Source organism: Mycolicibacterium sp. MU0053, assembly GCF_963378095.1.
In the GTDB taxonomy this organism is placed as follows: Bacteria; Actinomycetota; Actinomycetes; order Mycobacteriales; family Mycobacteriaceae; genus Mycobacterium; species Mycobacterium burgundiense.
On record NZ_OY726397.1, the window covers coordinates 1,527,189 to 1,541,622 of the forward strand.

Genomic DNA, 14,434 nt, shown 5'->3' on the forward strand with positions numbered 1-14,434 from the left:
CAACGAGGAGAAGACTGTGCGTCGCACGCTGTTCACCGACGATGCCGAGGCATTCGACGGCTTTCGGGACCTGGCTCGCTCCTTCATCGAGAAGGAGGTCGTGCCGGCGTACCCGCATTGGGAGAAGGCCGGCCGGATGCCACGCGAGGCGTTCGCCAAGCTCGGCGCCACCGGGATGATGGGCATGGCCATCCCCGAGGAGTACGGCGGTGGCGGGCAACCGGACTACCGCTACAACGTGGTGTTGCAGGAGGAGGCGGCCCGCGCCCTCGTCACGCTCTCGACGGTGCGCACGCAACTCGAGGTGATCCTGCCGTACTTCCTGCACTACGCCAACGAGGAACAACGCCAGCGGTGGTTCCCGGGGCTGGCGGCGGGCACACTGCTGACGGCGGTCGCGATGACCGAGCCCGGTACCGGGTCCGATCTGGCCGGGGTACGGACCACCGCGCGACTCGACGGCGACCATTACGTGCTCAACGGCGCGAAGACCTTCATCACCGGCGGGATGCAGGCCGACCTGGTGATCGTCGTCGCCCGCACGTCGACCGACCCCGAGAACCGGCGGCGCGGCCTCACCCTGCTCGTCGTCGAGGACGGCATGCCGGGGTTCGAACGCGGCCGCGAGCTGGAGAAGATGGGCTGCAAGGTCCAGGACACCGCCGAACTGTCGTTCACCGATGTCCGGGTGCCGATCACCAACCGGCTGGGGGAGGAGGGGGAGGCCTTCTCCTATCTGGGGCACAACCTGGCCCAGGAACGCCTCACCGTCGCGGTCGGCTCCGTCGCGCAGGCGCGTTCGGCGATCGTCGCGGCCATCGACTACACCAAGACCCGCAAGGCCTTCGGCACACCCGTGGCGTCGTTCCAAAACACCAAATTCGAACTGGCGTCCTGCTCCGCGGAGGTCGAGGCCGCGCAGGCGATGCTCGATCAGGCGGTGGCCGAGCACGTCGAGGGCGAGCTGTCCGGTGCCGACGCGGCCCGAGTCAAACTGTTCTGCACCGAGATGCAGGCCCGGGTCGTGGACCGCTGCCTACAGCTTTTCGGCGGCTACGGCTACATGATGGAGTATCCGATCGCGCGGTTGTACACCGACGCTCGGGTGGCCCGCATCTATGCGGGTACCAGCGAGGTCATGAAGGTGATCATCGCCAAATCGCTCGGTCTCTGACCGCCGGCGCGGCCGGGCCGCGGGGGTGACGCCGTCGAGATGGACGTGGCGGCGCCGAGTGCGAGGCTGCCCCCCTGGCCGAAATTGCAGTGACGGCGTCGGGATGGAAGCTGTGGCGAAAACAGCGCCCAATTTCCGCCCTGCGCGCAACCTCGACGCCGTCACCGCAATCTCGGGTGATGCGATCTCACGCCCGGGGCATCCGGGCTATCGTCGGGCCACCACTGTGGCAGGTGTGACGAGTAACGAAACAAACCCGAAGAGACACTTGTCACACCGGCAAATCCAACCTACTGTATGTTCATTAAGTAGGTTTGACCCGACCGGAAAGCCCCCCCGCCGTGACATCTGCCAGGCCTTATGCGACGTTGCTCGCCAAAGGTGAGGACCGCAAGCTCCGGATTCTCGCCGCCGCGCAGCGGTTGCTCACCCAGAGCGGCTGGCGGCACACCTCGCTCGCGCAGATTGCCAGGGAGGCCGGCGTCAGCGCCGCGGGCCTCCTGCATCACTTCGAGTCCAAAGAACAGCTGCTGCATGCGGTGGTGGATGCTCGCGACGCCGATGACGACTCGCACGCCGATCGGTCCGGAGACCTCCTCGAGCAGATTGCCCGCGCGGGAGATCGGGTCGACCGCGCCCCCGAACTCGTCGGTACGTACTCGGTACTACTGGTGGAAAACCTGATGCCGGATGCCCCGCTGCATGACCGTCTGTTGGCCAGACAGCAGGCCGCAGTGGAGATCGTGGCCGGCCTCATCCGTCGGGGCCAGGCATCGGGGAAGTACCGCAGTGACATCGACCCAGCGCTCAAGGCCGTGCAAATCGTGTCCCTCGTCAACGGATTGGAAATCTCATGGTTGCTGGATCCATCAATACCGCTGCAGGAAGCGTTGCGCGAGTACGCAAAGTCGCTGGGGGAGGAATTCGCCCCGAAAGGCACATCGTGAGGTACCGCCTGGACGTGGTGGCGCCCAGCGTGGTCGAGGCGGTGCGGGCCGCCGGCGGCTGGATGTTCGACCGCGTGATGGCGGGCTGGGACGTCCGGGTGCTCGTCGACCCCGCGCGTTTGGACGCCGCCGACGATCGCGCGCTGCAGATCCTCGGCGCCGACACGGGCGATCTCGAGTCGGCCTTGCTGACCGGTCCGCGTGGCACGCATCCGCATGCGCTGGCGGTGGCGGCGGACCTGTACGGGCAGGACGCCCGGATCCGTGCCGGCGTGCAACAGGCGCTCGACAGCGGACACACCGAAGTCACGCTGTGGGGTGAGAGCTGGCCGGCCGAACTCGACAGCAACAGTGTCGGTTCGGTGCAGCACCGACTCAGCGTGGCCGCCCGCGCCTTCAAGGCTCAGGCGCTAGCCGCACTGGACTGTCCGGATGTGCATCTAGGGCGCACCGAGCTGTTCCGCAGCGGCACGCCCGAAAGCTGCCCGGTGGCCGCGGACCTGGTGCCCGCGAGCTAGACGGGCACCACCAAAAGCGCGAGCGTCCACTCCGGTACGGAAATCTTCACGATCCCGTACCAACGTGGACGCTCGCGGTGCTCTTGGAGGAGTTACTCCCGGATCGTGATCGCCTGCCGCGGGCACTGCCGCACGGCCTCGCGGATCTGCTCCTCGTTCTCGGGCGTCACCTCGTCGGTGAGGACGTGCAGATAATCATCGTCGTCGAGTTCGAATACCTCCGGGATGATGCCCATGCACACCCCGTTGGCCTCACAGAGTTCGAAGTCGACCTCTACCTTCTTCACCATCAGCGCAAGACCTTCACTGGGACGCGGTTGTAGCCACCGACATTCTGCATCTTCACCTTCGTCAGACCCTCCCATTTCACCTCGTAACGGGGCATGAAGTCGAGCAGTCGTTCCATGGCGATCGTTGTTTCCAGGCGGGCCAGCGCCGCCCCGAGGCAGCTGTGGATGCCGTACCCGAGGCCGAGGTTCTGCGCCTCGCTACGGTCGCGGTCAATGTCGAAGACATGCGCGTCGGTGAACGCCCGCGGGTCCCGGTTGGCCGCGGCATACATCAGGAACACCGGTTTGCCTGCCGGAATGGTGACGCCGTGCAGTTGTGTTTCCTTGAGGGTGAAGCGCACGTTGTAGTGCACCGGACCGTCGAAGCGCAACATCTCTTCCACCGCGGCCGGCACCTTGCTGCGGTCGTCGAGCAACTTCTGCCACTGGTCCGGGTTCTTGGCGAAGGTCACCATCGCGTTGCCGAGGAGTTTGGTGACGGTTTCGGCGCCGGCGCCACCGAGCAGTGAGGCGAATCCGGCGATCTCGACGTCGTCGAGCTTGCGCAGCTGACCGTCCTCGGCGAGGATCTCCGCGGCAATCAGCCGACTCAGCATGTCGTCCTGCGGGTTGGCGCGCCGCTCCTGCGCCAGCTTGTAGTAATACATGCCCGATTCGATGGCGGCCGCCATGCCGGCCTCGGTGTAGCCGATGTTGCCCGGTTCCCGGGTCAGCGAGGTGTCGATCCAGTGCCGCACCTGCTGCCCATACTCCTCGGGCACCCCGGCCATCCGGGTGATCACCTCGACCGGGAACGGGCCGGAGAAATCTTGGACCACGTCGAAGTTGTCGGGGTCGGCCTGGCTCAGATAGTGGTCGATCAAATGCTCGACCGTCTCGCGCTGCGACTGGATCGCCCGCGGGGTGAACGCCTTGTTCACCAGGCTCCGCATCACCCGGTGGTCCGGCGGATCCATGAACATGACCAGCTTCTGTGGTCCCTCTTCGGAGGTCACCATCGCCAGGTCGCAGCCGCGGGCCGAGGAGTAGGTCTCGTGGTCCTTCAGCGCCGCCGCGACATCGGCGTGCCGGGTCAGCGCGAAGAAGTCCAATTCCTCGCTGTAGTAGACCGGAGCCTCGTCCTGCATCCGCAGATAGATGTCGTAGGGATCGTCGAAGTATTCGTCTGAAAACGGGTCGAAGATGACCTGGGGCTTGGTCATGTGCGGCCTCCGGGGCTACGAGGTGCGAATGTTACGGATGACGGTTTAACTGTAACGTTAACAGTAGCGTGGTCCCGCCGGGCCGAAAAGGGCGGATTCACCTGCCGAGTCCGGCGTCGACGAGGGCTTCGAGCCGACCCAGGTCCGTGCCGAGTTCCGCTGCGGTGCGCCGAACTACGGTCACGTCCTTGTCGAGGAACTCGCCGACGGCGGTGACGAACCCCGCGGTCGATCCGGCGCGGGCAATGTTGCCCATCGCCCGGCTGGCGCCGCTGCCGTGTGGCAGTGCCGCGAGCATCGCGGATTCCTCGATTCCGAGGTGTTCGGCGAGCTTCGCCGCCTCGGCGACCAGCCCGATCTGGGCGGCGAACACGGTGTTGTTGATCAGCTTCATCTTCTGACCGCAGCCCAGCGGCCCGACGTGGACGACGGGTTCCCCGTAGGCCGCCAGCGCCGGCCGGGCTGTTGCCACCGCAGCATCGCTGCCCCCGAGGTACAGCGTGATCGCTCCGGCCGCGATGTCGTGTGGGCCGCCGCTGACCGGCGCGTCGATCACGCCGATCCCCCGCGCGGCGGCGACCTCGGCCACTGCGCCGGCCGTAGCGGGGCTGCCCGTGGTGTGCAGCACCAGCACCGAACCCGGCTGCATCGCTGCAAGTAATCCGTTCCCGGCGGGCGCGTCGAGGCAGAGTTCGCGCACCTGGTCATCGGTGAACACGCACACCACGACCACCTCGGCGCCGACGGCGACCGCGGTTACCTCGGCGACCGCGGTGGCGCCGAGATCGCGGAGGGCCGTGCGTTTCTCGTCGGATCGGCCCAGCGCGACGACGTCGTGGCCGGCACCGAGCAACCGTTCGATCATGGGCGTGCCCATCCGGCCCGCCCCGACGAAGCCCACCTTCATCGCGGGTGGTCCATGTGACCCAGCGCGGTGTCGGCCGCGGTGAACACCGTGCCCTCCGGGGCGTCGGCGCGCGCGGCCAGGTCGGCGGCCAGTCGGACATCCTTCTGCAGCAGCCCACCGGCGATCGGCGCCAGATGCTCGAGGGTGCCCCCGAACATCGCGATGCTGTTCAGCGCCTTGCTGGTGCCGGAGCCACGGCTGAGCACCTCGCACATCTTGGTGCGGTCCACCCCCAGTTCCTCGCCGAGTTCCAGCAGGCTCATGGTGGTGCCCAGGTTCGCGCTGAACAGCAGGTTGTTCAGGATCTTGCTGACCTGTCCGGCGCCGAGCGGACCAAGGTGCACAATTGGGTCGGCGTAGGTTTCGAACACCGGGCGGCACTTCTCGAGGTCGGCCTCCGTGCCGCCGACCATCACCAGCAGTTGTTTGGCCTCGACGGCGGGGCCGCCGCCGCTGACCGGTGCATCCAGTACCGAGACCTGCTTGGCGGCAGCCTTTTCCGCCAACTCGCGGCACGTGTTCGGGTGCACGGTGCTGTGGATAACGATGACGCCACCGGGCTTCATGGCGGCCAGCAGGCCGCCCTCGCCCTCGCACAGTTCGCGCACATCGTCGTCGCCGACCACACACAGGCAGACGATGTCGCAGTCGGCGGCCAATTCTGCCGGCGTGCCCGCAACCTTCGCGGCGGTGTCGGCGTAGGGTTCCAGCGATGCCGCGCGGCGCGCCCACAGCGTCGTCGGTACGCCGGCCTCGACGATGGCACGTGCCATCGGACCGCCCTGGCTTCCCAGTCCAATGAATCCGACTCGCATTATGTGCCCTCCATCGAGAAATCGGTTGTGGCTCGGGCTCGCAACGTGCTGCGGACCCGGCACTCTTCGGCAAATGACAACGCACTCAAGTGATATGCGGCCGCGGTGTGGCCCAAACTCAGGTTGTGCCCGCCGTGGATCTTCGTCGCGGTCCGCACCTGCGGCGCCGCGGCGAACAGACCCACCACGGTCTGGACCGCCGCGTCATCAACCGACCACACCCGTTCGAACTCCGCCAGTGCGTAGCGCACCGGGACCCGCACGCGCGCAGCCAGTTCGGTGATCACCGAGGCCCAGCTCGACACCAGGCCGGCCTCGTAGCCCGGTGAGATGGGGCCGGCTTTGACCCGCACGGCACCCGCGATGCCGTCGGGATACATCTGCGCGGGCTCCCACAGCAGTTCGCGCAGACCGGTTGGCACGTTGGTGATCGACGCCGTCGAGAGCACCGCGGCCGCGGCCTCCTGCTGGCGCAGTCCGGTGCCGGAGATCTCGATTCCCAGCAGGTCATCGGCGCGGTTCGGATCAGCGGCCAGCCGCAGCGCCAATTCGGTGCCGTTGGAATGGGCCAGGACGAACAATCCGGCACCGCGGTCGCGGTCGCCGAGGATGGCATCGATGGCCGCGTAGGCCATTTCGGTGCGGCGGGCCGGGTCGGTGAACTCCTCGGCGTACAGCGCGGAGCTGCCGAAGCCGGGCCGATCCAGGGCGATCACGGTGAATCCGAGCCGGGCGCCGAGGCGCAGCAGCGAAAGATGCGGGTGGCCCGGACAGTCGAAGTAGGCGCCCGTGGTGGCGCCCCCGTGGATGGCGACGACCACCGCGAGCGGGGCGACGCCGGCCGCCGGCACCGCCAGCAGGCCGGACATCGGCACCCCGTCGACCAGGACGACCCGCGGTGTCGGCGTACCGTTTTCGCTCACGCGTGGTTCCATTGCGTGACTCCTCCGCCGCTTCGTCCCTCAGCGGCTGCGTCGCTCACGCGTCGGCCCGGAGCAGCATCACTCCGCTCGGGGTCAGGCCGCCGCTGCTGACCACCGCTACCCGTGCGTCGGCGACCTGCCGGTCGCCGCCCTCGCCGCGCAGCTGCGTGACCGCCTCGTGGAGCAGGCCCATGCCGTGCGTGCGGCCGTGCGAGAGCTGCCCGCCGTGCGTGTTCAGCGGGATCACGCCGTCGCGGGCAATGTTCGCTCCGCCGTCGAGGAAGTCCTTGGCCTCGCCGATACCGCAGAAGCCCAGCGCCTCCAGCCACGACAGGCAGTTGAAGCTGAAACCGTCGTACAGCTCGGCGACATCGACATCGTCGGGCCGCAGCGACGTGCGCGTCCACAGGTGCGCCGACTGACCCAGCACCTGCGGTTCGTGGGTCAGGGTGGTCTGGTCCCAGTCGGTGCGCTCGATGATCTGGGTGCCGACCGCTTCGAAGTACACCGGCGGTTTGGCCAGATCCGCGGCCGTGTCGACCGCCGAGACGATCACCGCCACCGCACCGTCGCACGGGACATCGCAGTCATACAGGCCGAACGGCGTCGTGATCAGCCGCGCCGACAGGTAGTCCGCCATCGTCATCGGGTCGCGGTAGATCGCGGTGGGGTTCAGTGCGGCGTTGGCGCGCTGATTCAGCGCGATCCAGCCCAGGGTTTCCCGGGTGGTGCCGTAACGGTGGAAGTGCCGCTGCGCGTTGAGCGCGAGCGTATGCGCGGCCGACGTGGCGCCGAACGGCGCCTGCCAGTTGGTGGTCCGCATGCCGCCCGGCGGAGCAGCCTTGCCCTCCTTGAGGAGTTGGCTGAACGTCGCCTCCCACAGCGTGCGGAAACACAACACGTGCCGCGCCATCCCGGTGGCGACGGCCATCACCGCGGCGATCACCGAGCCGCCCGGGCCGAAGGTGTCCATGCCGCCGTTGATCCATGTCGGCTGAATGCCGAGGGCACCCTCGAGTGCGCTGACCCCGCCTTCGCCCATTCCGGCCACGTCCAGGCCCGGATAGGTGGACAACCCGTCGATGTCGGCCATTGTCAGCCCGGCGTCGGCGATCGCCGCCTCGCAGGCCTCGATCGTCAGCGACAGCGGCGGGACCATCAGCCGGCGGCCCATGCGGGAGGCCCCGATCCCGGTGATCGCGGCCTTGTCCTCGAACTTCTCCTGCCGCGCCATCGGTCGGACGTGCTTGGAAAAGTCTTCCGGGGCAATCTCATCCGTCGGCAGCGCGCCGGTCTCCTTGGGAGTGACGGGGCGGAACAGCGGCAGGTAGACGTCGTCGGCCTTCTCGAATTCCACCTGGACGATCTGACCCAGTTCCAGGTCCACCACTCCGCTGCCGTCGCCACCGTCGAGATCGATGTCGACCAGGATGTTGGTGGTGAGCCGGACCCGCGGGTCCTCCTCGAGCGCGACCTGCGCCACCACGTACGGGGCGGGCAGGCCCGGCAGGCTGAAGCGGTGGTTGACGGTGAAGCCGGCCAGTACCGCGCGCCCGGACACCTCCCGCACACCCATGTTGTGGCTGCGGCAGTAGCGGCACACCGGCTGCGGCGGGTGGATCAGCGCGTTGCAGTCGCCGCATTCACAGATGCGCAGCACTCCGTCGGCGCCTGCGGTCCAGAAGAATTCGTTGTCCAGCGTGAGCTGGGGGAGCGGCAGCCGGGTGGGCGCGTCGGATGAACTCATCGGGTGAATCCCCATTCTGCTTCGTTGTCGTCGACGTTGAGGCGCGCGGCCGGATCTTCGTCGGTGGGTGGTGGCGGCGGCGGCGGTTCGGGGCGGCGCTCGCTGATCTCCATGATCGCGTGCACCGGGCAGTCCAGCAGCGCCCGCATGACCGCATCGCGGTCTTGTTCGGGCACATTCCCGTCGCCCACGAGCACGGCGTAACCCCAGTCGTCGAGCGAGAAGTATTCCGGCGCATGCTTGGCGCAGATTCCGAATCCGTCGCACATCGTGCGGTCCAGTTTGATCCGCATGTTCTCGATCGTCCTCTTGTCGGTCACTGCGGCGCCTCCGCTACCTCTACCTGATAGGGCCGCTGCGCGGTGAAAACACCTGCGTCACAGACGGTACAGCCATCGCCGAGGTGCTGTTCGACGGTATCGGGGAACTGCTCGAGCAGGCTGGCCGCGATGTTGGTGGCCGCGTCCAGCGTGCCGCACGCACCGCGCCCGCGCAGCACCACCGACCACCGGCGCAGCCGGGCGACGTCGTCCTCGGTCGCCACGCCATCGCGCAGGGCGCCCGCCGCCGCCGCCATGGCCGCGGTCCCGTTGAAGCAGGAACCGCACTGCCCGGCGTTCTCGCGATCGAAGTACGCCAGCACCGCGGCCGCGACCGCGACCGGGCACTCGTCGGTGAGGATCGAGACCGCGCCGCAGCCGAGGCCGCTGCCCAACCCGCGCAGCGTCTCGTGGTCCAGGTTCGCGTCGACGACGTCGGCCCCCAACAGGCCGGCGAAGTAGCCGCCCATCAGGGCGCCGCGGACGGATTCGGGCGCAATCCCGTGCAGGACAAGGACTTCGGAAAGCCGCACACCATGCGGGAGTTCGTAGAGGCCGGCGGGACGGCCGCCGCCGGTGATGGTCGCCAGGAAGGTGCCCGGGGAAGCCTCGGTGCCGGCCTCACGGTAGCTACCCGCGCCGTGCCGCTGCACAAATGGCAGATTGGCCAGTGTTTCGACGTTGCTGACGATCGTGGGCAGTCCGCCGACACCCGCTTCGAAGGGGCGCGGCGGCTTGTCGGTGGGCTTGGCCGGACCGCCGTTGATCGCATGCACGGCGGCGGTTTCCTCGCCGGCGACATAGCCCGGCGCCACCACCCGAAGGCTGACGGTGAGCCCGCCCAGCGGATGGTCGGCAGCGTCCTGCACCTCGCGCAGTGCGGTGTCGATCGCCTGGGCCGCCGCCGGATCGGAGACGTAGACGTGGGCGTGCTTGGCGCCGACCACAAGGGCGGCCAGCCGGGCACCGTCGAGCACCAGATGCGGCCGGTGGCGCAGCAGCCAGCGGTCCTTGACCGAGGCCGGCTCGCCCTCCTCGCCGTTGGCGACCAGCACGGTGTCGCGCCCCGCGACCGCGGCCGCGCGTACGGTCCGCAGCTTCACCGCGAGCGGGAAGGCGGCACCGCCTCGGCCCCGAATGCCGGCCGCCCGAACCTCGTCGAGCAGGGCCGCGGCATCGTCGAGCGCCGCATAGCCGCCGCCGGCGCGGTACTGCGCGTAATCCTCGACTCCGGTGCGGGGGGTGAGCAGTCGCGGGGCGGTGCCGGGCCAGACGCCGACGGTGAAACCGGCGGACACTGCGTCGGTCGTGTTCATGGTTGACTCCTGCGGACCGGGGGGTGAGCTGACGGCGGTCGAAGCTGGCTAGTCTCGGGGGCATGCGAACCGCTGTGGTGCGAGTGCGGGTCGACCCCGATGGGGCATTGACCGCGGCACAATTGGATGCCGGAATGGTGGCGTTGGCGGAGCTTGCGGTACGGGCCGGCGCCGAGTTGATCGAGAACAACCTCGGGGCGTTGCCACCCAGCCGCCGGGAAGTCGAGTTGCTGATGACCGGAGCGGATCCGGCGCAGCTGCAGGATGCGGCCATCGCGTTGTGCACCAAGACGTTCGGTGAGCTCGGCGCCCATCCGGTGCCCGGCGTGCTGACGTATGTCAGCCACGGCACGGACGCGGATGCCCGGGGTGTGCTCGCCGGGTTCGGACTGACCGGGGAGATCGAACGCACTCCGAGCGGCGACGGCTGGGACATCGTGGAGGTGACCCTGCGCAAGACCGATCTGGAGCGGGTGCCGGAGAGCAGGATTCACACCGCACTGGAGGCGTCGCTGAACTGCGACGTACGCATCCGCACGGTTTGACGGCACCGCGGCGCTCATGCCTGTTCCAGGAAATCCAGGATCGCCGGTGCCGCCTGTACCCAGGTGTCGAACAGGCAGAAGTCCTTGCCGCCGCTCCGGGCCATCTGCTCCCCGGCGCGTTCCCAGGCGTCCTCGGGCCACGGCGGGTCGATCAGTTGGGAACCCTTGATCAGGCAGTGGACTTCCATTGCCGTGCGCTTCGGATGGTCCCAATCGTTCTCCCCGCCCCGGATGATCAGCGTCGGCACGGTGATGTTGTCGAACATGTCGTCGGTCACGCCCGGGATGGTCTGGCCCGGCTTGGGAACATAGGCATTGAGCCAGCGCAGCATCACTTTGAGGAACGCGTCGGGATCCAGCGCCCGCAACCGCTGTTCGTTGGCGGGGTTCTGCGCGATGCGCTCGCGCCATTCCGGCACCTTCAGCAGGCCCTCGATGCCCAGACCGCGCACCGCCAGGATGCTCGGGACAACGTAGTGACCGCCGAGCACGAATGAGCCGTACACCCCGCCGACGATGTTCCACACCACGAGCTTTCGGACCAACTCGGGGTAGAGCATGGTGGTCAGCATCGAATCCCGGGCCCCGCCGGACCCGCCGGCGATGATGCACGGACCGATGTCGAGCTTGGTGATCAACTGCGCCAACGTGTCGGCGCGCATGTGGGATTCGCTCTGTCCGTAGAATTGCACCTCGGACTTGCCGCAGTTGGGCCGGTCCCACAGCAGAACCCGGTAACCACCCTCGACCAGTGCCTCGGCCAGCGGTCGGAGCCCGGGGATGTCCTTGCTGAACCGCCCGCCGGGGGTCATGGCGATGAAATCGCCTTCGTTGCCCAGGATCTCGTATACGACGGCGCCGCCGTTGACCTCGATGACGTCTTCGTCCGCGTTGAGCACAGTGCTGGTAGACATGAGTGTTCTCAGGTGTCCTTAGGCTTGTACGAGCACGTCGTTGCCGACGACTCGGACGGGATAGGTGCGGATGCTCCACTCCGGTTTGACCGCGGTGGTGCCGGTGGCGAGTTCGAAACCCCATTGGTGCCAAGGGCAATAGATGAACTCCAAGTCGCGGACCATCACCGAGTCACCGGGGGCGTTCTCATCGACGATGTTGCGGCCGCGCGCGCGGCCCGAGCACAGCGGTCCGCCCTCGTGGGGGCAGTAGTTGGCGATCGCGTAGAACGTTCCGTTGACGTTGTACACCCCGACGCCGTGCCGCCCGATGGGAACGAGCTTGTGCGTGCCGGAAGGGATTTCGTCGACCGTCGCGACGACATGCTCGCGTCCCTGGGCGAGTCGCGGGGTCTTGGGATCCAGTTTCGCCTGGGGTTTGGCTTCTGGTGCGCTTTCGGCCATGGCGTCAGAACACTCGAGTCTGGCCCTCGAGGGCCGGGACGGTGTCGGGGAGCTTGTAGGTTTCGATGCCGTTGCGGAACATGATGGCGTCGCGGGCGTGTTCGGGGAGGTGTTTGACCAGCCAGCGGGGGTCATCGAAGGTCCAGTGCGGGTAGTCACTGGAGTACAGCAGGATCTTTTCGCATTCCATCCACTCGAACGCGCGGGTCAGCTCGGTCTTGTCTTCCGGGTAGTCCAGCGGTTGGGTGGTGAATTTGATGTGGTCCTTGACGTATTCGCTGGGTTTGCGCTTGATGTCCAGCCACTGTTTGCGGGCCTCATAGATGGCGTCCATGCGCCACATCAGCGGCAGGATCCAGGTGAAGGCGTGTTCGACGAACACGATCCGCAGGGTCGGGAAGCGGTCGAAGACGCCGTCGAAGATCAGGCTCATCACCTGATTGGCCGCCAGCAGCGAGTAGCTGACCATGAAGTCGTGGTTGTAGCTCGGAAAACCGACCGGCGGGATCGGCAGCGTCTCGAACTGACCGCGGGACAGGTGGCACGACACGGTGATGTCGTGTTTGGTGGCTGCGGCCCACACCGGGTCGTACATCGGGTCACCCCACGAAGGGCGCGGTTCCGCCTTGATCAACACCTGAACCATGTAGGGGTGCTCGGCCCACTTCTCGATCTCGGCGACCGCACCCTTCGGGTCCTCGATGGCCACGCAGATCGATCCGCGCCAGCGTTCGTGCCAGTTGTTGTGGGGGTCGAGCCAGTGGTTGGCCAGCCACAGGTTGGTGGCGGTGCAGAACGCCGAGGTGGCCTCCGGCAGCCGCATCTCGCCGTGCGTCGGCTCCAGAATCGCGATGTCGGAGCCGGCATCGAGGATCAGCTGTTTGAGGGCCAGATCCGGATCGCTGCACGCGAATTCGCCGTCGGGCGGGAAGGCGTCCACGCGCATGGCATAGGAGTGCGCGTAGTCGGGCGCGTCGTAGAAGATGGACTCGCCGACCCGGTGGCTCTTGAAGTACTTGCTGCGCCACGGTTCGGGGATGTAGTCGATCATCTCGCCGCGGCGGGGCATCGGATGCACGTCGGAGTCCACGCAGCGCACCGGCACACGCTCGACCGGGGTGGTCCGTTCGGTGGCGCGGGTGGCCGCGATGTCTGGTCCCGTGATTGTCATGAGATGTCTCTTTCCTTACTGGGCGATCAGGCCGGCCGGGACGGCTGGGACGTTGATGCCGTAGAGCTCAGCGGCATTGCGCCAGCAGAAGTTGTCCCGTTGCTCGGCGCTGAACGCGCTGGGCACCTTGAGTTCGGCGAGGTTCCAGTGCGGGTAGCTGGAGCCGAACATCGTCATGTTCTGCTTGCCGGTGAAGCCGAACCATTCGCCGGCGAACTCCACATCGCCGGGTCCGTCGAAGGCGCCCTGGACGAAGTAGACGTGCCCGGGCAGGTAGTCGCTGGGCATCTTCGGTGCCCACGGCGTCTGCTCCAGATGCGGCCGGCCGAAACAGTCCATCCGCCACATGAACGGCGTCAGCATGTCGCCGGCGCCGTCGGCCCAGACGAACTTGAGGCCGTCGAACTTTTCGAACACGCCCTCGGCGATCATGTTCAGCAGGTGATAGATGTAGTTCAGCGACATGAACGACAGGTACTGCTCGTAGGTGCGGGCCTTGCCCGAAGGCGTTGGCGGGAAGGCGATTCCGGCGCCGACCTCGATGTGCGCGGCGACCGGCAGGCCCGCGCTGACCGCGGCCTCCCACAGCGGCCAGAACTGCGGCTTGCCGTAGAGTTCGCGCGACTGCAGCGGGATGCCGATCTGGACCACCCGCGGATGGTCCTTGTACTTGTCGATCTCGCGCAACGCGCCGCTGATGTCGTCGGGGTCGACCCGGATCGTGCCGCGGAAGCGCTCACCGAACTCGTCGTGTTCGAGCCAGCGCGACACCATCATGTCGTTGTGCGCCGAGGCGATCGCGGTGCCCAGATGGCGGTCGGGCATGATGCCGCGCGTCATCGGGTGCAGCACGGCGATGTCCACCCCGCGGTCGGTGAACAGGTGCTTGGCGACCACGTCGACATCGGATCCGGGGTATTGCCCGTCGGGGCCCTTGGTGCCCTTGGCGTACTCCCCGCCGGGGGCGCCGTACCAGTCCATCTCGTAGTCGGGGAAGCCGCGGCTGCGGAACGGCTCGTGCATGAAGTTCTGCCGCAGGTCCTTGTTCGACTCGACGAAGATGTGCACGCTCGCGTCGATGACCGGCGTCTGCACTGTCTCGTCGCCGCTTTTGATTTCGATCATGACATCCGTCCACGGTCGGCCATGTGACTCATAGTACAACCCCGTTCTTCGAGAGCAAGAATGGAATTCTCACAGG

The 14,434-nt window shown here is 67.2% G+C and carries 16 protein-coding genes; 4 read left to right on the forward strand and 12 right to left on the reverse strand.

The window, feature by feature from the left end; all coding sequences use genetic code 11:
- Positions 1-16 precede the first annotated feature (16 nt).
- From RCP80_RS07270 to RCP80_RS07280, 3 genes are all read left to right on the forward strand, one after another.
- Positions 17-1,174: an acyl-CoA dehydrogenase family protein gene (locus RCP80_RS07270; RefSeq protein WP_308481695.1), complete on the forward strand. Its 1,158-nt coding sequence runs from the start codon at positions 17-19 to the stop codon at positions 1,172-1,174.
- 341 nt (positions 1,175-1,515) lie between these two features.
- On the forward strand, positions 1,516-2,121 hold the full coding sequence (locus RCP80_RS07275) for a TetR/AcrR family transcriptional regulator (RefSeq protein WP_308482735.1): 606 nt from the start codon (positions 1,516-1,518) through the stop codon (positions 2,119-2,121).
- Positions 2,118-2,639, forward strand: coding sequence for a hypothetical protein (locus tag RCP80_RS07280; RefSeq protein ID WP_308481696.1), 522 nt, complete (start codon positions 2,118-2,120; stop codon positions 2,637-2,639). Before RCP80_RS07275 ends, RCP80_RS07280 begins: the two co-directional genes overlap by 4 nt.
- Before the next feature lie 92 nt (positions 2,640-2,731).
- Here RCP80_RS07280 and RCP80_RS07285 read toward each other — a convergent pair whose 3' ends face one another.
- From RCP80_RS07285 to RCP80_RS07320, 8 genes are all read right to left on the reverse strand, one after another.
- The gene (locus RCP80_RS07285; protein ID WP_308481697.1) at positions 2,732-2,929 is read right to left on the reverse strand and encodes a ferredoxin; all 198 of its coding nucleotides are present in this window, start codon (positions 2,927-2,929) and stop codon (positions 2,732-2,734) included.
- Positions 2,929-4,131 carry a cytochrome P450 gene (locus RCP80_RS07290; RefSeq protein ID WP_308481698.1) on the reverse strand — a complete coding sequence of 401 codons (1,203 nt, stop codon included), beginning with the start codon at positions 4,129-4,131 and terminating at the stop codon, positions 2,929-2,931. The genes RCP80_RS07285 and RCP80_RS07290 overlap by 1 nt, the downstream gene beginning before the upstream one ends.
- Before the next feature lie 97 nt (positions 4,132-4,228).
- A complete protein-coding gene (locus tag RCP80_RS07295; RefSeq protein ID WP_308481699.1) occupies positions 4,229-5,038 on the reverse strand; it encodes an NAD(P)-dependent oxidoreductase in 810 nt (269 codons plus the stop codon).
- Positions 5,035-5,853, reverse strand: a complete 819-nt coding sequence (locus RCP80_RS07300) for an NAD(P)-dependent oxidoreductase (RefSeq protein ID WP_308481700.1) — start codon at positions 5,851-5,853, stop codon at positions 5,035-5,037. The genes RCP80_RS07295 and RCP80_RS07300 overlap by 4 nt, the downstream gene beginning before the upstream one ends.
- Positions 5,853-6,776 carry an alpha/beta hydrolase gene (locus RCP80_RS07305; protein ID WP_308481701.1) on the reverse strand — a complete coding sequence of 308 codons (924 nt, stop codon included), beginning with the start codon at positions 6,774-6,776 and terminating at the stop codon, positions 5,853-5,855. The genes RCP80_RS07300 and RCP80_RS07305 overlap by 1 nt, the downstream gene beginning before the upstream one ends.
- Positions 6,777-6,831: 55 nt before the next feature.
- The gene (locus RCP80_RS07310; protein WP_308481702.1) at positions 6,832-8,523 is read right to left on the reverse strand and encodes a thiolase C-terminal domain-containing protein; all 1,692 of its coding nucleotides are present in this window, start codon (positions 8,521-8,523) and stop codon (positions 6,832-6,834) included.
- Positions 8,520-8,816, reverse strand: a complete 297-nt coding sequence (locus RCP80_RS07315) for a ferredoxin (protein WP_308482736.1) — start codon at positions 8,814-8,816, stop codon at positions 8,520-8,522. The genes RCP80_RS07310 and RCP80_RS07315 overlap by 4 nt, the downstream gene beginning before the upstream one ends.
- Positions 8,817-8,839: 23 nt before the next feature.
- Positions 8,840-10,159: an NADH-ubiquinone oxidoreductase-F iron-sulfur binding region domain-containing protein gene (locus tag RCP80_RS07320; RefSeq protein ID WP_308481703.1), complete on the reverse strand. Its 1,320-nt coding sequence runs from the start codon at positions 10,157-10,159 to the stop codon at positions 8,840-8,842.
- 62 nt (positions 10,160-10,221) lie between these two features.
- Between RCP80_RS07320 and RCP80_RS07325 the strand changes: the two genes are divergently transcribed.
- Positions 10,222-10,704: a hypothetical protein gene (locus RCP80_RS07325; protein WP_308481704.1), complete on the forward strand. Its 483-nt coding sequence runs from the start codon at positions 10,222-10,224 to the stop codon at positions 10,702-10,704.
- A 14-nt stretch (positions 10,705-10,718) separates the two neighbouring features.
- Here the strand turns inward: RCP80_RS07325 and RCP80_RS07330 are convergent, their stop codons facing one another.
- Genes RCP80_RS07330 through RCP80_RS07345 form a run of 4 tightly spaced genes read right to left on the reverse strand, consistent with a single transcriptional unit; the run spans position 10,719 to position 14,358 of the window.
- A complete protein-coding gene (locus tag RCP80_RS07330; RefSeq protein WP_308481705.1) occupies positions 10,719-11,618 on the reverse strand; it encodes an alpha/beta fold hydrolase in 900 nt (299 codons plus the stop codon).
- Positions 11,619-11,636: 18 nt separating this feature from the next.
- Positions 11,637-12,062 (reverse strand): Rieske (2Fe-2S) protein, encoded by a 426-nt coding sequence (locus tag RCP80_RS07335; protein ID WP_308481706.1) that lies wholly within the window; start codon positions 12,060-12,062, stop codon positions 11,637-11,639.
- 4 nt (positions 12,063-12,066) lie between these two features.
- Positions 12,067-13,233: an amidohydrolase family protein gene (locus RCP80_RS07340; RefSeq protein WP_308481707.1), complete on the reverse strand. Its 1,167-nt coding sequence runs from the start codon at positions 13,231-13,233 to the stop codon at positions 12,067-12,069.
- A gap of 15 nt (positions 13,234-13,248) precedes the next feature.
- Positions 13,249-14,358, reverse strand: a complete 1,110-nt coding sequence (locus RCP80_RS07345) for an amidohydrolase family protein (protein ID WP_308481708.1) — start codon at positions 14,356-14,358, stop codon at positions 13,249-13,251.
- Positions 14,359-14,434 lie beyond the last annotated feature (76 nt).